At 70.1% G+C, this 18,525-nt stretch carries 22 protein-coding genes; 7 read left to right on the top strand and 15 right to left on the bottom strand.

Annotation, left to right across the window (positions count from 1 at the left end; translation table 11 throughout):
- Positions 1–9: 9 nt before the first annotated feature.
- From ACIRP2_RS31460 to rpmG, 3 genes are read right to left on the bottom strand one after another with little or no spacing between them, the layout of a single operon-like run.
- Positions 10–1,164 carry a CobW family GTP-binding protein gene (locus ACIRP2_RS31460; protein ID WP_404256228.1) on the bottom strand — a complete coding sequence of 385 codons (1,155 nt, stop codon included), beginning with the start codon at positions 1,162–1,164 and terminating at the stop codon, positions 10–12.
- Positions 1,164–1,418 (bottom strand): type B 50S ribosomal protein L31, encoded by a 255-nt coding sequence (locus ACIRP2_RS31455; protein WP_404256226.1) that lies wholly within the window; start codon positions 1,416–1,418, stop codon positions 1,164–1,166. Before ACIRP2_RS31455 ends, ACIRP2_RS31460 begins: the two co-directional genes overlap by 1 nt.
- A gap of 32 nt (positions 1,419–1,450) precedes the next feature.
- Positions 1,451–1,615 (bottom strand): 50S ribosomal protein L33, encoded by a 165-nt coding sequence (rpmG, locus tag ACIRP2_RS31450; RefSeq protein WP_404256224.1) that lies wholly within the window; start codon positions 1,613–1,615, stop codon positions 1,451–1,453.
- A gap of 67 nt (positions 1,616–1,682) precedes the next feature.
- Between rpmG and rpmB the strand changes: the two genes are divergently transcribed.
- The gene (gene rpmB, locus ACIRP2_RS31445) at positions 1,683–1,919 is read left to right on the top strand and encodes a 50S ribosomal protein L28 (RefSeq protein WP_404256222.1); all 237 of its coding nucleotides are present in this window, start codon (positions 1,683–1,685) and stop codon (positions 1,917–1,919) included.
- Positions 1,919–2,224 carry a 30S ribosomal protein S14 gene (gene rpsN / locus ACIRP2_RS31440; RefSeq protein ID WP_404256219.1) on the top strand — a complete coding sequence of 102 codons (306 nt, stop codon included), beginning with the start codon at positions 1,919–1,921 and terminating at the stop codon, positions 2,222–2,224. Before rpmB ends, rpsN begins: the two co-directional genes overlap by 1 nt.
- A gap of 380 nt (positions 2,225–2,604) precedes the next feature.
- Here rpsN and rpmF read toward each other — a convergent pair whose 3' ends face one another.
- Positions 2,605–2,775 (bottom strand): 50S ribosomal protein L32, encoded by a 171-nt coding sequence (rpmF, locus tag ACIRP2_RS31435; RefSeq protein ID WP_404256217.1) that lies wholly within the window; start codon positions 2,773–2,775, stop codon positions 2,605–2,607.
- Positions 2,776–3,218: 443 nt separating this feature from the next.
- Here rpmF and ACIRP2_RS31430 point away from each other — a divergent pair, with 443 nt between their 5' ends.
- Positions 3,219–4,691, top strand: coding sequence for an AlkA N-terminal domain-containing protein (locus ACIRP2_RS31430; RefSeq protein WP_404256215.1), 1,473 nt, complete (start codon positions 3,219–3,221; stop codon positions 4,689–4,691).
- Between the two features lie 19 nt (positions 4,692–4,710).
- The gene (locus tag ACIRP2_RS31425) at positions 4,711–5,235 is read left to right on the top strand and encodes a methylated-DNA--[protein]-cysteine S-methyltransferase (RefSeq protein ID WP_404256213.1); all 525 of its coding nucleotides are present in this window, start codon (positions 4,711–4,713) and stop codon (positions 5,233–5,235) included.
- A gap of 144 nt (positions 5,236–5,379) precedes the next feature.
- Here ACIRP2_RS31425 and ACIRP2_RS31420 read toward each other — a convergent pair whose 3' ends face one another.
- Positions 5,380–5,964: a TMEM165/GDT1 family protein gene (locus tag ACIRP2_RS31420; protein ID WP_404256211.1), complete on the bottom strand. Its 585-nt coding sequence runs from the start codon at positions 5,962–5,964 to the stop codon at positions 5,380–5,382.
- A gap of 335 nt (positions 5,965–6,299) precedes the next feature.
- Between ACIRP2_RS31420 and ACIRP2_RS31415 the strand changes: the two genes are divergently transcribed.
- Positions 6,300–6,704 (top strand): (2Fe-2S) ferredoxin domain-containing protein, encoded by a 405-nt coding sequence (locus tag ACIRP2_RS31415; RefSeq protein ID WP_404256209.1) that lies wholly within the window; start codon positions 6,300–6,302, stop codon positions 6,702–6,704.
- A 95-nt stretch (positions 6,705–6,799) separates the two neighbouring features.
- Here the strand turns inward: ACIRP2_RS31415 and ACIRP2_RS31410 are convergent, their stop codons facing one another.
- The 3 genes from ACIRP2_RS31410 to ACIRP2_RS31400 form a co-directional block, all read right to left on the bottom strand.
- Positions 6,800–7,564, bottom strand: coding sequence for an SIR2 family NAD-dependent protein deacylase (locus ACIRP2_RS31410; protein ID WP_404256207.1), 765 nt, complete (start codon positions 7,562–7,564; stop codon positions 6,800–6,802).
- Between the two features lie 43 nt (positions 7,565–7,607).
- A complete protein-coding gene (locus tag ACIRP2_RS31405; protein ID WP_404256205.1) occupies positions 7,608–8,834 on the bottom strand; it encodes a hypothetical protein in 1,227 nt (408 codons plus the stop codon).
- A 191-nt stretch (positions 8,835–9,025) separates the two neighbouring features.
- Positions 9,026–9,520 carry an NUDIX domain-containing protein gene (locus tag ACIRP2_RS31400; RefSeq protein WP_404256203.1) on the bottom strand — a complete coding sequence of 165 codons (495 nt, stop codon included), beginning with the start codon at positions 9,518–9,520 and terminating at the stop codon, positions 9,026–9,028.
- Positions 9,521–9,816: 296 nt separating this feature from the next.
- Between ACIRP2_RS31400 and ACIRP2_RS31395 the strand changes: the two genes are divergently transcribed.
- Positions 9,817–10,932, top strand: coding sequence for a glycerate kinase (locus ACIRP2_RS31395; protein WP_404256201.1), 1,116 nt, complete (start codon positions 9,817–9,819; stop codon positions 10,930–10,932).
- 175 nt (positions 10,933–11,107) lie between these two features.
- Here ACIRP2_RS31395 and ACIRP2_RS31390 read toward each other — a convergent pair whose 3' ends face one another.
- The 3 genes from ACIRP2_RS31390 to ACIRP2_RS31380 form a co-directional block, all read right to left on the bottom strand.
- Positions 11,108–11,638: an SRPBCC family protein gene (locus tag ACIRP2_RS31390; protein WP_404256199.1), complete on the bottom strand. Its 531-nt coding sequence runs from the start codon at positions 11,636–11,638 to the stop codon at positions 11,108–11,110.
- Between the two features lie 129 nt (positions 11,639–11,767).
- The gene (locus ACIRP2_RS31385; RefSeq protein ID WP_404256197.1) at positions 11,768–12,721 is read right to left on the bottom strand and encodes an MASE1 domain-containing protein; all 954 of its coding nucleotides are present in this window, start codon (positions 12,719–12,721) and stop codon (positions 11,768–11,770) included.
- Positions 12,722–12,886: 165 nt separating this feature from the next.
- Positions 12,887–13,735, bottom strand: coding sequence for a PP2C family protein-serine/threonine phosphatase (locus ACIRP2_RS31380; protein WP_404256195.1), 849 nt, complete (start codon positions 13,733–13,735; stop codon positions 12,887–12,889).
- Between the two features lie 116 nt (positions 13,736–13,851).
- Here ACIRP2_RS31380 and ACIRP2_RS31375 point away from each other — a divergent pair, with 116 nt between their 5' ends.
- Positions 13,852–14,883 (top strand): zinc-binding alcohol dehydrogenase family protein, encoded by a 1,032-nt coding sequence (locus ACIRP2_RS31375; RefSeq protein ID WP_404256193.1) that lies wholly within the window; start codon positions 13,852–13,854, stop codon positions 14,881–14,883.
- Positions 14,884–15,115: 232 nt separating this feature from the next.
- Here ACIRP2_RS31375 and pssA read toward each other — a convergent pair whose 3' ends face one another.
- From pssA to ACIRP2_RS31355, 4 genes are all read right to left on the bottom strand, one after another.
- Positions 15,116–15,973, bottom strand: coding sequence for a CDP-diacylglycerol--serine O-phosphatidyltransferase (pssA, locus tag ACIRP2_RS31370; protein ID WP_351080570.1), 858 nt, complete (start codon positions 15,971–15,973; stop codon positions 15,116–15,118).
- Positions 15,960–16,607 (bottom strand): phosphatidylserine decarboxylase, encoded by a 648-nt coding sequence (locus ACIRP2_RS31365; protein WP_351080572.1) that lies wholly within the window; start codon positions 16,605–16,607, stop codon positions 15,960–15,962. Before ACIRP2_RS31365 ends, pssA begins: the two co-directional genes overlap by 14 nt.
- Positions 16,608–16,788: 181 nt before the next feature.
- On the bottom strand, positions 16,789–17,994 hold the full coding sequence (locus ACIRP2_RS31360) for an acyl-CoA dehydrogenase family protein (RefSeq protein ID WP_404256190.1): 1,206 nt from the start codon (positions 17,992–17,994) through the stop codon (positions 16,789–16,791).
- A gap of 2 nt (positions 17,995–17,996) precedes the next feature.
- On the bottom strand, positions 17,997–18,524 hold the full coding sequence (locus ACIRP2_RS31355) for a MaoC family dehydratase (RefSeq protein WP_404256188.1): 528 nt from the start codon (positions 18,522–18,524) through the stop codon (positions 17,997–17,999).
- Position 18,525 lies beyond the last annotated feature (1 nt).

Here is an 18,525-nt window from a genome sequence, read left to right as displayed (position 1 = left end):
GAAAGGTGGTCAGGAGACCGGGTCGAGGAGCGAGTCGAAGGGGGCCGGAAGCCGCTTCCAGGCCTCGGGTCCCGCGGCGTATTCGGTGTCGGTGAGCAGACAGGATTCGAGGAGTCGGGCCAGCCCGTCGCGATCGAGGCCCGGGGAGGTGAAGACGAGGTGCTGGCAGCGGTCACCGTGCTCGGGATCCCAGTCGAGCGAGGCCGACGCCCTGCGCATCGGGGGCACCAGGTCCCAGGCCGCGTCCGGCAGGGAGGCCAGCCACGGTCCGGCGTTCTCCACGCAGAGCGCACCACCGGCGGCGTCCCAGGCCAGCAAGGTGTCGGGACGGTCGGCGAGCCAGAACCGGCCACGGCTGCGTGCGGCCGCACAGCACAGGTCCTCCAGCGCCTGGTAGAGCCGTTCGGGGTGGAAGGGACGGCGGCGACGCCAGACGAGCGTGGCGACCCCGGCCTCGTCCGCCTCCTGCGGCAACAGGGCACAGGCGGGGTGCTGGGCCGCGGCCGCCGTCTCCACGTCGAAGCCGGCGAAGGCCAGTCGGCCCAGTTCGCCCGAGCCGGCGGGCACCTGGCGTGCCGTGGGATGGAGCTGGGTGAGCAGCGCACGGTCCTCGTCGTCGGCCGCTTCGCTGTCGACGAGAGCGAGTACGGGCGCGTACTCCAACTGTCGCGCCCAGGTGTCACCCACGGTTCGCTGGTCGGTGGTGGCGGCGGCGAGGCCCGCCTCGGCCAGATCGTCGCCGTTCCCCAGGCAGGGCAGCACGAGCGCGGGGTCGACGGCGGTGACGACATTGGTGAGTTCCAGTACGTGACCTCCGTGCGCGACGACGACCTCGGCCATCGCCCTGGGCTCGACGGAGTCCCACAGCTCGACGATCGCCAGCCTGGCCGAACCGCCGCCGGCCAGTCGCTCCAGCTCGGGGACCAGGTCCTCGCGCAGCGCACAGCAGGCGCAGTCGTTGACGAGCGGGGCGTCGCCGCGGGACAGCTCCCCCGACGCGTCCCGCACGAGGCGCCGCACGGTGCCTTCGGTGGCGGTGGCCAGATCGTGGTGGAGGGCGACGCTGCCGGGGACGGTACGCAGCAGTCCCTCCACGACCTCCTTGCGGGCGTCGGAGTGGAGTCCGCCGACGATCACGACGGGCAACCGGGACCGGTCCCGCATCAGTTCGCCCCGCGGCGGCCGTAGCGGCGCTCGAACCGCTCGACGCGGCCGGCGGTGTCCAGTACGCGGGCGGTGCCCGTGTAGAAGGGGTGGCTCGCGGAGGAGATCTCGACATCGACGACGGGGTAGGTGTTGCCGTCCTCCCACTCGACGGTCTTGTCGCTGGTCGCGGTGGAGCGGGTGAGGAAGGCGGAGCCGGCGGCCTTGTCGCGGAAGACGACGGGACCGTACGCGGGATGGATTCCGGGCTTCATGGGGTGTCCTTCTGGTTGGGGCGGGGGATCGGTCAGCGCTCTTCGCGGAAGTCGACGTGCTTGCGGGCGACCGGGTCGTACTTGCGCAGAACCATGCGCTCGGGATCGTTCCGACGGTTCTTGCGGGTGACGTAGGTGTAGCCGGTCCCGGCGGTGGAGCGGAGCTTGACGAGCGGGCGTAGTTCGTTGCGTGCCATGGGCGCTACTATATGGCAATGATTTCCATTTCCAATACGCGGTTCGCCGTGGGGAGCAGGTGACGCCATGTCCGCCCACTGTCAACTGACCGGCGCCCGGCCGGGGTTCGGCAACAACATCTCGCACTCGCACCGGCGCACCTCGCGTCGGTTCGACCCCAACATCCAGCGCAAGAGGTACTGGTTGCCGAGTGAGGGCCGGAATGTCCGGCTGACGCTCAGCGCCAGGGCGATCAGGACGATCGACGACATCGGGATCGAGGCGGCCGTCGCCCGGATCCGTGCCAGAGGGGTGAAGGTCTGATGGCCAGGAAGAGCAAGATCGCGCAGAACGAGAAGCGCAAGGTGATCGTCGAGCGGTACGCCGCCCGTCGCGCCGAGTTGAAGGAGATCGCCCGTCGCCCGTCCTCGACGGATGCCGAACGCCGCGCCGCCGTGGACGAGCTCCGACGCCAGCCGCGTGACGCCAGCGCGACCCGGCTGCGAAACCGGGACGCTGTGGACGGGCGGCCGCGCGGGCATCTGCGGAAGTTCGGCCTCTCCCGTGTGCGTATGCGTGAGCAGGCTCATGCCGGATTCCTCCCCGGAGTCACCAAGTCCTCCTGGTGAGGCGGATGTCGGCGGGGGCGGCCGGTCGCGATCTCCGGTGGGAGGGTGCGGCCGGCCCGTCGCCCTGCCCGTCGGGGTGGCCCTTGGTGTCGTTCGCGGCGCCGCCCCTGCCGCGGTGGCGGCCGTGCGGAGGTGTGACATGGCAGGGCGCTGGTGATGTGACATGGCGCGCGGCTCTGACGATGTGACATTGCGCGGCATCGAAGATGTGGCACGACGCAGCCCCGGTGGCCGAATCGGCTCTCCGGGGCTGCGTGTTTGGGTCTGTGGGGGTGCGGAGCTGTCGGCGCCGCGAGCCCGTGTCGTCCGTACCGGGGCGGGCGGTGTCGTGGCTGCGACCACTGCCCGACCCGGCGGGCGGCCGGTCGTGCGTGACGGGCTCAGTCCTCGGGGCGCAGCAGGCCGCGCTCGTAGGCCTTGACCAGCCGCTGGGGTACGAGATGGGTGGCGCCGTCGACGGTGATCGGCGTCAGCTGCGCAGGCGCGGCCTTCCACTGGGCGCGGCGGTGTCGGGTGTTGCTGCGGGACGTCTTCCGCTTGGGCACGGCCATGTCGGTCTCCTGGTTCGATGGGCGGCTCCGAAAGTTACATGAAAATGGATCCCATTATCAAACTGTCCGGCCCAGGCATGCGTGACCGTCCGGGCCGGAGCCGCGCCAAGGGAGTGAGGGGCCGTGTCGAGTGCGTCGAGGCTGTCGCGCATCTGCCTCGAGCGCGGCGGCAGGAACGCCTGTTGCCCCGTGACCACCCGCCGGCCCTGCCTGCCGGGAGGGGAGCGGATCAGTTCCTCCGTGACCGGGTCCAGCTGCTCAGCCGGTCTCTTCTTGACGTCGAAGTGATCATTCTGTTCATTGAGTGATCAGTATTCGATCGACTTCACTCATGTTCATTCGCGTTCATTCACGGAATGGGCAATTCGAAGAGTTCCTGGCCGTGCAAGGTTGATGTCGGATTTTCGCCAGCTCACAGGTCGCCGGTGACCGATCCTTGAACCATGCACACCGACACCGAGCGCTGCGTGCGGGCCGTCCAGTCCAAGGACGCCCGCTTCGACGGCTGGTTCTTCACGGCGGTCCTGACCACCCGCATCTACTGCCGTCCCAGCTGCCCCGTCGTACCGCCCAAGGTCGAGAACATGACCTTCTACCCCAGCGCCGCCGCCTGCCAGCAGGCCGGGTTCCGGGCCTGCAAGCGCTGCCGGCCCGACACCAGCCCCGGCTCCCCGGAGTGGAACGCGCGCGCCGACTCCGTCGCCCGCGCGATGCGGCTGATCCGGGACGGTGTCGTCGACCGCGAGGGCGTTCCCGGGCTCGCGGCCCGGCTGGGCTACTCCGCCCGGCAGATCGAGCGCCAATTGCTCGCCGAGCTGGGTGCCGGCCCGCTCGCCCTGGCCCGCGCGCAGCGCGCCCAGACCGCGCGGCTGCTTATCGAGACGACCGGGCTCCCCATGGCCGAGGTGGCCTTCGCCGCCGGGTTCTCCTCGATCCGCACCTTCAACGACACCGTCCGCGAGGTCTTCGCGCTCGCCCCGGGCGAACTGCGCAGCCGTGCCGCCAGGTCCACGACACCGTCGCCCACACCCGGCGTGATAGCGCTGCGGCTGCCGTACCGGGCCCCGCTCAACCCCACCAACCTCTTCGGCCACCTCGCCGCGACCGCGGTCCCCGGCGTCGAGGAGTGGCGCGACGGCGCCTACCGCCGCACGCTCACCCTCAGGTACGGGCACGGCATCGTCGCCCTCACCCCGCACCCCGACCACATCGGCTGCCGGCTCCTGCTCACCGATCCGCGCGATCTCACCCTCGCGATCAGCCGCTGCCGCTGGCTGCTCGACCTGGACGCCGACCCGGTGGCCGTCGACGACCAACTGCGTTCCGATCCCTTGCTCGCCCCGCTGGTCGACAAGGCCCCGGGCCGGCGGGTGCCGCGTACCGTCGACGGCGCGGAGTTCGCCGTACGAGCGGTGCTCGGCCAGCAGGTCTCGACCGCCGCGGCCCGGACCCACGCGGCCCGGCTGGTCACCGCGCACGGCCTCCCGGTCGACGACCCGGAGGGCGGCCTCACCCATCTCTTTCCGACGCCCGAGGCCCTTGCCGGGCTCGACCCCGAACAGCTCGCCCTGCCGCGCAGCCGCCGTACCACCCTCACCACGCTGGTCACCGCACTTGCCGACGGCGCGCTGCGGCTCGGCACCGACACCGACTGGGAGAAGGCTCGGGTCGAACTGGCCGCCCTTCCCGGCTTCGGCCCCTGGACCGTCGACGTGATCGCGATGCGGGCGCTCGGCGACCCGGACGCCTTCCTCCCCACCGATCTCGGCATCCGGCGCGCGGCCGAGGGACTCGGCCTCCCGTCGACGCCCGCGGCGCTCACCGCCCGCGCGGCCGCCTGGCGGCCCTGGCGGGCCTACGCGGTCCAGTATCTTTGGACCGTGGATGATCACCCCATCAACCACCTGCCCGTATAAGCAAGTTGGGAAGTCCACCATGACCGCGACGCATACGCGCGAGGCGACCCGGCAGCACACGGTCGTCGACAGCCCGTACGGTCCGCTCACCCTCGTCGCCACCGACGGCGTCCTCGCGGGCCTCTACATGACCGACCAGCGGCACCGCCCGCCCGAGGAGACCTTCGGCGACCCCGACCCGCGCCCCTTCACGGAGACGATCCGCCAACTGGACGCCTACTTCGCCGGGGAACTGCGCGAGTTCGACCTTCCGCTGCATCTGGACGGCACCCCGTTCCAGCGCAGCGTATGGGCGCAACTCCAGCTGATTCCGTACGGCGAGACCCGCTCGTACGGCGAACTGGCCGAATTCCTCGGCAAACCCGGCGCCTCGCGTGCGGTGGGCCTCGCCAACGGCAAGAACCCGGTGGGCATCATCGTCCCCTGCCACCGGGTCATCGGCGCCTCGGGCAGCCTCACCGGCTACGGCGGCGGGCTCGACCGCAAGCAGCGGCTGCTGGCCTTCGAGAACGGCACGCAGGACTCCACCCCGGCGCTCTTCTGAAACCGCGGGCGCGTGACGCCGCCCACGCCATGTGACACCGCACATGCGAAGAAAGGCGAGGACGGGTCCGGAAACGCGAGGACGGGCTCGAAGGACCGAGCCCGTCCGGAAGCCGCGCCGGAGCGGACCGATGCGGCGAGGACGTCAGCCGATGAAGATCTCCACCAGGGTCCAGATCGCCAGTCCCAGCATGCAGAGTCCGCCGATCCGCTGAACCGTCTTGAGCGGCACCCGCTTCGCGATGAACTGCCCCGCGAGCAGTGCCAGCGCCGAGACGGACATCAGGGCGGCGGCGGACCCGATGGCCGTGGACCAGGTGCCGTTGCTCGCGGCCAGGTTGGCCGTGGTGATCTGGGTGAGGTCGCCCCACTCACTGATGAAGACAGCCATGAACGCGGTCGAGTAGACCGGCCAGAAGCCGGTCACCGTCTTGGTGCCGCCCTCCTCCTCGTCCTCGCCGCCGCCGTTGCGCAGCAGCATGAACGCCCCGAACGCGAAGAGGGAAGCCGAGACGAGCTTGACGATCCAGTCGGGCAGCAGCCCGATCAGGCTGCCCGCCCCGACGGCGATGGCGACGTGCACGATGAACGCGGACGACGTACCGAACCAGACGTACAGCGGACGCATGCGGGTGCCCATGGCAAGCGACGCGAACATCGTCTTGTCGGGGAGTTCCGCGAGGAAGATCAGCCCGAAGGCGGTGAGGATCGCCAGGGGGTCGAGGTGCATTCCGGGTGGCTTTCTGTGAGAGCCGGGCCCCGGGCCTTCGCGAAGCGCCACTCGGGCTTTCGGAGGACCACTCGGCCCGGCATGACGTCAGCGCCCACGGGGCGCGGGCGTGTCATACCTGACCGAAGGTCTCGCCCACCCGTACCGTTCTACGAGCCCGGCCACCGGGAACCCGAAGGTTCCAGTGTGTCGACGACCGGTTTGCGGGGCTACTCCCCTTCGCAGCCATCAACACTACCGCACCGGCCGACGGGGCAGTGCAGGTGTTCGATCCGGGGCGGGGATCGATACAGTCCCACTGTGATCATCCGCGCCGACACCGGAAGTGCCCCCGCATGAGCCGCCGCGCCCGAAAGGCCGTCCCCGCCCAGGGCACGCCCCGGCCCACCGTCAGTGTCTGCCGCGGCTGCTGCTGCGGGACACCGAAGATCCCGGAAGTGGACCACGCCGCTCAGCTGGCCGAGCTGCGCCGCGCGGTCGGCGAAACGGCCACGGTCCGAGTCGTGGAGTGCCTGGACGCCTGTGAGCAGGCCGACGTCGTCGTCGTGCAGCCCTCGGCGCAGGGGCGCAGAGCCGGCGGCCGCCCCGTCTGGCTGGGGCTGGTCAATGACCAGGACGCCGTACGGGACATCGCCGCCTGGGTCGAGGCGGGCGGCCCCGGGCTGGTGGACCCGCCCGAGATCCTCGACCTGTACACCTTCCGTCCCTCGCGCCGCGTACAGCAGGAACTCGATCACTGAGGGCTGTCCGACGGGCGACGAGACGGTGCCCACCACGTCGTCGGTGCTGCTGATGCTGTGACCGGACGGGCTTCGTCCCTCGGCCGTACCGAGCCTCAGCCGGGAGAGTCCGTTCCGCTGGGGCCCGTGTTCGTGTCCGCGGCGGCGGTCAGCCGCTTCAGCAGTGCCGGCAGCGCCGTGCCGATGGGCTCGCGGATCGTCTCGTCGGCCAGTTCGTCGTACGGCGTGGGTTCCGCGTTCACCACGATCAGCCGCGCACCGTTGTCCACCGCGATCCCGGCCAGCGAGGCGGCGGGCTGCACCTGCAGCGTCGTACCGACCGCGATGAACACCTCGCACGCCCTGGCGATCGACATCGCCTCGCCGAGCACCACCGGATCGAGCCGCTCACCGAACATGACCGTCGCCGACTTCAGGATGCCTCCGCAGGCCGCGCACGGCGGGTCGGCCTCGCCCGCCTCGACCCGGGCCAGTGCCTCGGCCATCGGGGAGCGGGCACGGCAGCGGGTGCAGACCGTCTCGCGCGCGGTTCCGTGCAGTTCGAGGACCTTGCGGGCGGGGAGACCGGCGAGCTGATGCAGACCGTCGACGTTCTGGGTGATGACCCGTACCGGGGCGCCGGACCGCTCCAGCTCCGCGACCGCACGGTGGGCCGCGTTCGGCTCCGCGCCCCAGGTCGCGCTGGTACGGCGCATCTGCCAGGAGCGGCGGCGGATCTCCGGATCGGCCATGTAGAAGTCGTACGTGACGAGCTTCTCCGCCTCCGGGTCCTTGCGCCAGAGCCCGTTGGGCCCACGGTAGTCGGGGATGCCGGAGTCCGTGGAGATGCCGGCGCCGCTCAGGATCGCGACGAGAGTCATGGAACGAGCCTATGCAGCACCGGCCATCGCCTGCGAGGTCATTTCACCCGGTGCCCGATCCCGTGGGCCCGGCAGGATCCGGGACCGGGCTGAACGGCGAAGGGGTCTGGCCGGTCCAGGTGTTCAGCACGGCGCGGGCGGTCTGCTTGGTGACGCCGCCGTCCTGGACCGTGCCGCTGCGCGCGACGTAGAACCGGCCGTCGTCGAGCGAGACGAGCCCGTACTGCCCGTACTGCCCCGGCGCCGGCCACCCGTAGGTGTCCGTCGCGGCGTCGTGCGCCCCCGCACGCAGCAGGGGGAGCAGCAGACCGCGTTCCGGCTTCTGCTGCCCGCGGACGGTGCCGCGCACCGGCTTCCTCGCACCGTCCAGCGCGAAGACGGAGTAGTTCGGGAAGCCGGGCTTGGTGCCCTTGTAGACGGCCATCAGCCAGTTGCCGCTGTACCCGTCGTACTCCAGGTTCTGCACGCCGTACGTGGTGTTCCCGGTGTAGGCGAAGAACTTGCCGTCGACGTGGGCGGGTCCGCTGGTGTGCGGGGCGGACTCGGTCAGCGGGCGTTCGTACTTCTTCCACCGTGTGACGTCGTACTGGAGCAGCACCTGATGGTCGTTGTCCGTACGGCCGGCGTTGGCGTACACGCCGTACGCGACCGTCAGCCTGCGCTCGCCGCGAGCTCCGCGCCGGTCGCCGAACGCCGGTCCGAACGCGACGCCGTCGATGCCGCTGCAGCCGTACCGGTGGTCGGGTGTGCTGCCCGTGTCGCCGTCGAAGACGCCGTCGCCGTTCATGTCGGCGGTGAAGTCCTTCACGACCTCCTCGAGGTAGACGGTGGAGACGACCCCCGTGGACTGGGCGTCCATGTCCATCCGGGTGATGCGGTCGACGTCGAGGATCGCGATGTAGAAGGACTTCGCCTCCTTGTACTCCAGCGAGCCGTAGACCCTGCCGTCCTTCTCGTTGAAGTCCAGATCGCCGAGGTGGCCGGTGAAGCCGGTGACCGAGCCGACCGGATTGCCCTTGAGGTCGGTCTTGACCAGCAGGTTGGTCATCGAGAAGTACATGAAGCCCTTGCGGCGGTCGACGGCCATGCCCTGGACATGGCCCGACTGCCAGGCGCCCCCGTCGACCGACGGTGGCATCTCGCGGTGTGCGGCCGGAGCAGGGGTCGGCTCCGCGGTGGCGGTCGACGCCGTGGCGACCAACGCCGTGCAGGCGAACGCTGCGACGATCGTGGCCGACAGTCCGCCGAGGTGTCCCGTGTGCGTGCGCATGATCCCTCCGCTGTCGTGGAGTTCGGATGATGCCGGTCGAGCGTGCACTGCGGACCAATGACACATGAACGAAGGTGTCCGGCAGCAGATGACCGGAATATCAGCAGACGGCCCGTCAGGACAACGGGACACAAAGGGAATACCGGCTGAAAACGTCGATCGGTGTGCCGGGGCTCGGGCGCGCAGGCAGCTCAGTCGGCGACCGGGCGGCCGTCCTCCAGTTCCACCGCGCCGCCGCCGGAGTCGAGCACGTCCAGTGCCGCCCTCAGACGCGTCGCGAGACCGTCGCGCAGATATCGGCCGAGGTCGTCGCGCCCGACCAGCTTCCAGGACAGGAGTTCCTCCTCCTGCAGCCGGATCGCCTTCAGGGCGGTCTCGTCCAGCACTCCGCCGTCGTACAGATAGGCGGCGATGGGGGGCCGTTCCGGGCCGCGCGCCCAGTCGATCGCCAGCAGCCGTCCCGGCTTCAGGTCGAGACCGATCTCCTCGACCGTCTCGCGGTGCGCGGCCTGCCGGGGGCTCTCGCCGGTGTCGGACTCGACGGTCCCGCCGGGCAGCGCCCAGCCCTCCCGGTAGTTCGGCTCGACGAGCAGCACGTGCCCCCGGGCGTCCCGGAACACGGTGGCGGCGGCGGCCAGCACCCGGGGGAGTCCCGCGATGTAGGTGGCGTAGTCAGTGGTGGTCACGCGGGCAGCGTAGTGCTGCGCCCGGAACGGGTTGCCGGGAGGCTCGCGGCATCCGGTGCGGTGCGTCGCGAGGCGGTGGATCGCCCCCGTGCCGGACGCACTCGGGTGATGCGACGACGCGGCGAGGCGCCGTGCCGGGCGTCGCGAGCCGTCGGGCCTCTCCGGTCACCGCAGCAGGTGGAGGGAGGCGCCGGGGTGAGACGGCTCTGGGCAGCGGGTATGCGCTGCGGATAGGGTCGGGGCGGCGCGACTGCCTGTTCGAAAGCAAGGGATTCAAGGTGGCGGACGGAGCAGTGATGGAGACCGCACGCGTGCTCGTCGCGGCGGACAAGTTCAAGGGCTCGCTCACGGCCGTGCAGGTCGCGGAGCGGGTGACGGCCGGGCTGCGGCGCGTCGTCCCCGATGTGGGGGTCGAGACCCTGCCCGTGGCGGACGGCGGTGACGGCACGGTGGCGGCGGCGGTGGCCGCGGGGTTCGAGCGCCGTGAGGCACGGGTCACCGGGCCGCTCGGAGATCCGGTGACCGCGGCGTACGCGCTGCGCGGCACCACCGCGGTGGTGGAGATGGCCGAGGCCTCCGGTCTCCAGCACCTCCCCGCAGGGACGTTCGCCCCGCTCACGGCCACGACGTACGGCTCCGGCGAACTGCTGGCCGCCGCGCTCGACGCGGGTGCACGGACGATCGTGTTCGGGGTCGGCGGCAGCGCGACCACGGACGGCGGTGCGGGCATGCTGGCCGCGCTCGGGGCCCGCTTCCTGGACGCGGACGGCAAGCCCGTCGGTCCCGGTGGCGGCGGGCTCGCCGACCTGGCCGAGGCGGATCTGTCCGGCCTCGATCCGCGCGTGGCCGACGTGGACCTCGTCCTCGCCAGCGACGTCGACAACCCGCTGACGGGCCCGAAGGGCGCCCCGGAGGTGTACGGCCGGCAGAAGGGCGCGACGGAGGAGGACATCGCGACCCTCGACGCCGCGCTCGCCCACTACGCGTCCGTCCTCGGCCCGGAGCAGGCCGCGCTGCCCGGCGCGGGTGCGGCGGGCGGCATCGGCTACGGGGCGTTGGTCGCTCTCGGTGCCCGGTTCCGCCCCGGTATCGAGGTCATGCTCGACGTCCTCGGCTTCGCCCCGGCACTGGCGCGGGCCACGCTGGTGATCACCGGGGAGGGATCGCTCGACGAGCAGACCCTCCACGGCAAGGCCCCGGCAGGCGTGGCCGCGGCCGCCCGCGCCGCGGGCATCGAGGTGGTGGCGGTCTGCGGCCGCCTCGCCCTGCCACCGGAAGCACTGACCGCCGCGGGAATCAGCCGTGCGTACGCGCTCACCGACCTGGAACCGGACCCCGCGGTCTCCATGGCCCAGGCGGGCCCCCTCCTGGAACGTGCGTCGGAGGCGCTCGCGCGCGACTTCCTGCTGTAGCTCCTCCGGATCACGGCGTCCGGCCCCGAACCCGTCCGGCGTTCGAGGCCGGAGGCGGCCGAGGACGACGCAGGAAAGGGCAGGACAAGGCGGGTCGGGGGAGCCTCGCGGCCCGCCCTCGGTCTCGGTGGGGGCGGGTGCGGCGGGCTCGGACAGCGGGACACCCCCCACCGCGTCAGCCCACGGAGGGCTCCGCACCGTGACCGTCGCCCAGCCCGGCGTCGGGGCCCGCCCCGCCTCCCCCGTCACGTCCTTCGCCGGTGAGGTCGCCCTCGGTGAGCAGCTCCGCCAGACACCCGAGCTCCGACGGCAGATCTCGGCGCCACGCCATCGTCACGAACGGGGCAAGGATGATCATGCCGCCGTCCAGATGGGGTTTGACCGACACGTCGACCATCGTTCCCCGGCGGCTCGGACTCAGCCGGAATTCCAGCTCCGGGGAGTGACGGCCCAGCGGGGTCCACATGCACGCTCCGCGGAAGGCCAGGTACTCGACGGGCGCGCTCGCGGTGCACGTGAGACGGTGCGCCCGGCGTCGGCCCGGAAACTTGCAGGTGTACTCGTCACCGAATTCCGTGCTGATCGGTCCCTCGATCACGTGATCTATGGTCGACGACCACACGGCCAGATTCCGCGGATCCCGGAGGAACGAGAAGATCTCGTCAGCGGGGCGGGACACGTGGACGTTCGCAGACACACGGGGCATGGCTCCACCTCTTACGGCGCCCGTCCGCCCGAGTGTCGGCGTCCGGTTGCCTTCGTCGCGGTGCCGTTCGACCATCAGCCTGCGTCGGATCGCGGGGGAGCGCACCCTTCGTACGGCCGATGGAGTGATTCACGTGTCCTGTCGTGCCACTTTCTCGGAGAGTTGCCTACAGAGTCGCTTGATTTCCTGGTATGTGCGGTTCCGCTCGGTGACGACCGCCGCGAGCAGCAGAGCCGTGAGGGAGACGGCTCCGTTGAAGGCCTGGAGCGTGATCATGTTCGTGAGAAGGCCGCGATGGGCGAAGGGGCCGGTCGACCGGCCGGCGGCGAGGATCGCGATGAGGGACACGCCCAGCGCGCAGCACGAGGCGCCGGCCCGCTCGAAGCGGAAGGCGGCCCAGATCAGGACGGGGAACACGAGGAAGAGCAGGGAGGCCTGGGTGTCGGTCGTCACGACGGCGACGGTCGCCGCGCACCCCACCAGAGCCGCCGCCTCGGCCCATCGGGGCAGGCCGGCGCCGCGCGGCCACCGGAACCTTCGCACGACAAGCAGGAACGGCGTGACGACCATGACGCCCATGGCGTCGCCCGTCCACCACACCGACCACGTCGGCCAGAAATCACCGGACCGGATCGCCCCGGACAGGACCAGGGTGGCGGTGCCCACGGTCGAGCTGATCAGCATGCCGCCCAGCGCACCGAGGAAGACCAGCGCAGTCGCGTCCCGCAGACGGTCGAGATCGTTGTGGAAGCCGACCCGGCGCAGCATCAGGTAGGAGCAGAGCGGGGCAAGGGTGTTTCCGACCGCGATGGCCAGTACGGGAAGTGCGGAAGGCCCGAGGAAGATGTTGACGGCGAGAGCGCCGATCGCGATTCCGGGCCAGACCCGCACACCGAACAGAAGCAGTGCCGCGACCGCGATCCCGGTCGGCGGCCACAGGGGCGTGACCTGCCCGCGCACCAGTTGCTGGAGCAGTCCCAGGCGGCCCGTCACGTAGTAGCAGACGGCCACCGCCGCGATCGTCAGGACCGTGGCCGTGTGCTGCCGGAGCCGTGCGTTGTCCACCACAGCAGCATCAGACACCAGGCCGAGGCGTCCTGAGCGGTCAGGCGCGCCGACGCCACGCCGATGGAGCGGACGAACACCCGACGTCCACGGGCACGCCCCTGGTCCGGCGTGCGCAGGGCGGCCGCCGAACCGACGAACGGGGCACCCGGGCGTGCTCGCCGCCGGGGCCCGTCCGGCGGATCACGGTCCGCCGGACAGGCCCGGGCCGGCGCCCCGTGTGCCGTCGCAGCGGATGACGAGGACGGCGGCGTCGTCCTCGTGACCGGTCAGGTCCGCCACCTGGATCACCCTCGAAGCCAGTTCCCCGGGATCGCTCCCGTCCGCCGAGGCGATCAGCCCGGACACGGCGGCCAGCCCCTCGTCCATCGGGTAGGCGGGTCCTTCCACGACACCGTCCGTGACCAGGACCAGATACCCGGGCTGGATCAGCCGCCGACGCGTCACGGGGTACTGCTGGCCGGGCAGTATCCCGAGGGGCACCCCGCCGGCGTCCAGGGAGACGCCCGAGTCACCCGAGTCGGTGCCCCAGATGATCGGCACGTGACCGGCACGGGCGATGGAGAGCTCGCCGCTCCCCGGGGTCAGGCTCAGCAGACAGCAGGTCGTGAACAGGTCACACCCCAGCGAGATCAGCAGGTCGTTGGCGCAGGCCAGCACCTCCCCGGGGTCGACCGTGACGCTGGCGAGGGCCCGGAGACTGGCGCGGGCCTCGCCCATGAAGGCGGCGGCCTCCACCCCGTGCCCCTGCACATCACCGATGGCGATCCCCGCCACCCCGTCCTTCATCGCGAACGCGTCGTAGAAGTCACCGCCGACGGCCAGACCGTCCTGCGAGGGCGAGTAGCGGGCCGCGATCCGGATGCCGGGGAACTCCGGCAGCTCGGCAGGGAGCATGTGCCGCTGCAGTGCCATGCCCAACTCCGCGCGGGCGCGCTGGATCCTGATGTTCTCCAGCGCCTGATCGACCAGACGCCCGAGGGTGACCAGGAGCTCCTGGGTGTTGTCCGGTGCGCTGCGGTGTCGGTGCATGACGTCCCCGGGCGTCTGGGTGTGCCCCTGATGAAACCTTAGCCCTCCTGACGTCGGGCGCAGGGGCCCGGCGGCAGGAGGTTGCCGCCTCGGCGCCGCCGCCGCAGGCTGGATGTGTGGCAGTCTCCGCGTCCGTCCCGGCCGAGCAGAGCGTCTGGGCCGTCCGTACACCCGGTCCGATCGGCACCGGGCCCCTGACGCACGTACGTCGCAGGGTGCCCGATCCCGGTCCGGGGGAGCTCCTGCTGAATGTCGAGGCGTGCGGTGTCTGCCGCACGGACCTGCATCTGGCGGAGGGCGACCTCCTCCCGCACCGCCCCTCCACGGTCCCCGGCCACGAGATCGTCGGCCGGGTGACGGCGGTCGGCAACGGGACCGGACTGTTCCGTGTCGGTGAGCGGGTGGGCGGAGCCTGGCTGCGCGGAACCTGCGGACGCTGCCGGTACTGCCGCGGCGGCCGGGAGAATCTCTGCCCGCGGTCCAGCTACACGGGGTGGGACGCGGACGGGGGCTTCGCCGAGACCACGCTGGTCCCGGAGGCGTTCGCCTACCGGCTTCCGGAGGATCAGGACGCCGCCCGGCTCGCACCGCTCCTCTGCGCGGGGATCATCGGGTATCGCTCGCTCCGGCGCAGCGCACTGCCGGAGGGCGGGCGGCTCGGCATCTACGGATTCGGTGCCTCGGCCCATCTGGCGGCCCAGGTGGCCCTTGCCGAGGGCGCCACCGTCCATGTGCTCACCCGCTCGCCCGCGGCGCGTGCGCTGGCTCTGGAACTCGGCGCCGCGTCGGCGGGCGGTGCCTACGACCGTCCGCCGGAACCGCTGGACTCGGCCATCCTGTTCGCACCCGTCGGCGACCTGGTGCCGGTGGCGATGGAGGCACTGGACAGGTCGGGCACCCTGGCCATCGCCGGGATCCATCTGTCGGACATTCCCGCGCTGAACTACCAGCGCCATCTGTTCCAGGAGCGCAACCTGCGCAGCGTCACCTCCAACACCCGCGAGGACGGCCGCGCATTCCTTGACCTGGCCCGACGCGTGGGCATCCGGTCCACGGTGAGCACCTACCCGCTGAACAGCGCGGACCGGGCACTGAGCGATCTGGCGGCCGACCGTGTGAACGGGGCGGCCGTGCTCGTACCCGGCTGATGACCGGGGTGGCGAACGACAGGGCCCTGTCCGCGGATCGCCGGCATCCGACCGCACACCGTCGCACACCGCCCCACCGGTGACGGCGGTGCGGTGGTGCCCGCCGACCGCCCGCAGCCCGGACCCGCGGCACGCGCCCCACGCCGTCTGCGGGACGGCCCCGGCAATGCGGAAGGGCCCCGGGTGCTGGGGAACACCCGGGGCCCTTCCGTATGCGTGTCTTTCCGTGCCGCTAGGGCAGCTGAGCCGTCCGCGCCTCACGCCGGTTGCCGCGGAAGGTGTTCACCCTCCGGGCCGTCGCGAAGAGCGGGATGACCGCTCCCAGGACCACCTGGAGCGCGCAGCCGGTCTGAAGGAGCAGCTGACCGCCGGGGGCGTCGAACGCCCAGGCGGCGAGGAGCCCCATCGCGGCCACGATCCAGCTGAGCATGGCCACCGCGAGGACGCCCCGCGGCTTCGGGTACTCGACCCGGCTGACCATCAGCCACGCCACTCCGACGATCGCGAGCAGTGTCGGCACGAAGGGCAGCTCCAGGAGCACGATCGAGACGACCGTGAGCGCTCCGAAGGGGCTCGGCATGCCCTGGAACATGCCGTCCTTCATGGTCACGCAGGAGAATCTGGCAAGCCTCAGCACCACCGCCAGTAGCACCACGATCGCCGCGAGCGCCGACACCCGCTGGTGTGCGTCGTCCGCGACCATGCCGTAGACGAGGACGAAGTACGCCGGGGCGAGCCCGAAGCTGATCAGGTCCGAGAGGTTGTCCAGTTCGGCGCCCATCGGCGAGGAGCGCAGCTTGCGTGCCACGAGCCCGTCGAAGAGGTCGAACACCGCGGCGAGGAGCATCAGTATCACCGCGGTGGCCGCGGAGTGCCGGGCCATGCCGCTCTCGTCGCTGCCCGTGAGGTGCGGGATGAGGATTCCGGTGGTGGTGAAGTACACCGCCATGAAACCGCAGGTGGCGTTGCCGAGGGTGAGGGTGTCCGCTATCGACAGCCGCAGAGAGAGCGGCATGTCCTCGCCGGCGTCCTCCTCGGACTCCGCCTCCGGCACCCAGCCGGCTTGTGTGTCGGGATCAATCACGGTCAATTCGAGTCACCCCCGCGGTAGTGGCCTGGCCGACCTCGACCGCGACATCGATACCTTCCGGAAGGTAGATGTCGACCCGGGAACCGAAACGGATCAGACCGATGCGCTCGCCCTGTTCCACCTTCGTGCCCTGCGGGACGTAGGGGACGATACGACGGGCGACCGCACCCGCGATCTGCACCATCTCGATGTCACCGAGTTCGGTGTCGAAGTGCCAGACAACGCGCTCGTTGTTCTCGCTCTCCTTGTTGAATGCCGGGACGAAACCACCGGGGACGTGCTCGACCGAGGTCACCGTGCCCGCCAGGGGCGCACGGTTGACGTGGACATTCAGCGGGCTCATGAAGATCGCGACGCGAGTGCGTCCGTCCTTCCAGGGCATGATGCTCTGCACCACGCCGTCGGCCGGCGAAATGACCCGGCCCTGGGTGATCTCACGCTCGGGGTCGCGGAAGAACCACAGCATGCCCGCCGCGAGCGCGGTGGTGGGCACGGCCACCGCGGCCCAGCGTCCGGACTTGCGGGCCCGGGTGAGGCTGAGTGCCGCGGTGGCGACAGTCGGGAGGAGCCACGGCGAAGCTCCGCGCGCAAGGCGGACTCCGCCGCGTGGTGCAGAGGTTTGGCTGTCGGGCATGGATGACCTTCGTAGCGGATGATGCCGCGCTGGCAACGGGGGACGGCGGCTTTTCCGGCGATGTTATCGGTTGCGAGCAGCAACTGGGCAAGCCAGCAGCCGAGTCGGACGGCTTGAAGGCACCGCCTGAGGGTGACAGGGTGTGATCTTCTTCGCTGCTAAATCGCCTCGAAAGGGACAATCAACCCTGGAACCGGTACTCCTCGAGGAGTCGGCGCCCGATGATCATTTTCTGGATCTCGGCGGTACCTTCACCGATCAGCAGCATCGGGGCCTCCCGGTAGAGGCGCTCGATCTCGTACTCCTTGGAGAAGCCGTAGCCGCCATGGATTCGGAAGGCGTCCTCGACGACTTCCTTGCAGTACTCGGAGGCGAGGTACTTCGCCATCCCTGCCTCCAGGTCGTTTCGCTCCCCGGAGTCCTTTTTGCGTGCTGCGTTGACCATCATCGCATGGGCGGCCTCGACCTTGGTGGCCATTTCGGCCAGCTTGAACTGGATCGCCTGGTGCTGGGCGATCGGCTTTCCAAAGGTCTGGCGTTGCTGGGCGTAGGAAACGCCCAGCTCGAACGCACGCTGAGCGACACCGCAGCCACGCGCGGCCACATTCACCCGGCCGACCTCGACACCGTCCATCATTTGGTAAAACCCTCGACCGGTGGTGCCGCCCAGTACTCGATTGGCCGGAATACGTAGCCCGTCCATGATGAGTTCGGTCGTGTCGACACCCTTGTAACCCATTTTGTCGATTTTGCCGGGAATGGTGAGGCCGGGGCGGACCTCGCCGAACCCGGGCTCCTTCTCCACCAGGAACGTCGTCATCGACTTGTGCGGGGCGGTGCCCTCGGGGTGGCCTTCGTCACTCCGGCACAGGACGGCGACGAGCGAGGACGTGCCACCGTTCGTCAGCCACATCTTCTGGCCGTTCAGGACGTACTCCTCGCCGTCCCTGACGCCCTTGGAGGTGATCGCCGAGACGTCCGAGCCCAGTGCCGGCTCGGACATCGAGAACGCGCCCCGGACCTCACCCAGCGCCATCCGCGGCAGGAACGTGTCCTTCTGTTCCTGGGTGCCGTGCTGCTTGAGCATGTACGCCACGATGAAGTGCGTGTTGATGATTCCCGACACGCTCATCCAGCCACGGGCGATTTCCTCCACGCACAGCGCGTAGGTGAGAAGCGACTCGCCCAGACCTCCGTACTCCTCGGGGATCATCAGCCCGAAGAGGCCGAGCTCCTTGAGTCCCTCGACGATCTCGGTCGGGTACTCGTCACGGTGTTCCAGCCGGGTCGCGACCGGAATGATCTCCTTGTCGACGAAATCCCGGACCGTGGAGAGGATTTCCTGCTGGACATCGTCGAGGCCGGCAGTCTGGGCGAGTCGTGTCATGGCTACTTCTCCACGTTCTTCTGCGAAGGCTGGGTCGGCTCGGGGCGGCCGGGCTGTTCTCCGCCACGCTCCTTGATGTACGTCTCGGTGGGGACCATCACCTTGCGGCGGAACACGCAGACGAGCGTGCCGTCCTGTTTGTATCCCCTCGTCTCCACATGGACGATTCCGCGGTCGCTCCTGGATTTCGACGGGGTCTTGTCCAGGACGGTGGTCTCGCCGTAGATCGTGTCGCCGTGAAAGGTCGGTGCGACATGCTTCAGCGATTCGACCTCAAGATTGGCGATCGCCTTTCCGGAGACATCCGGAACCGACATGCCGAGCAGCAGAGAATAAATGTAGTTGCCGACCACGACGTTCTTTCCGAAGTCGGTCGTCGTCTCCGCGTAGTTGCTGTCCATGTGCAGCGGGTGATGATTCATGGTCAGCAGACAGAAAAGGTGGTCGTCGTACTCGGTGACCGTCTTTCCGGGCCAGTGCTTGTAGAGGGCACCGACCTCGAACTCCTCAAAGGTGCGTCCGAACTGCATG

Origin of the sequence: Streptomyces sp. NPDC101194, assembly GCF_044767885.1 — a bacterium.
GTDB lineage: Bacteria > Actinomycetota > Actinomycetes > Streptomycetales > Streptomycetaceae > Streptomyces.
This window is presented reverse-complemented; position numbering and strand designations above follow the sequence as displayed.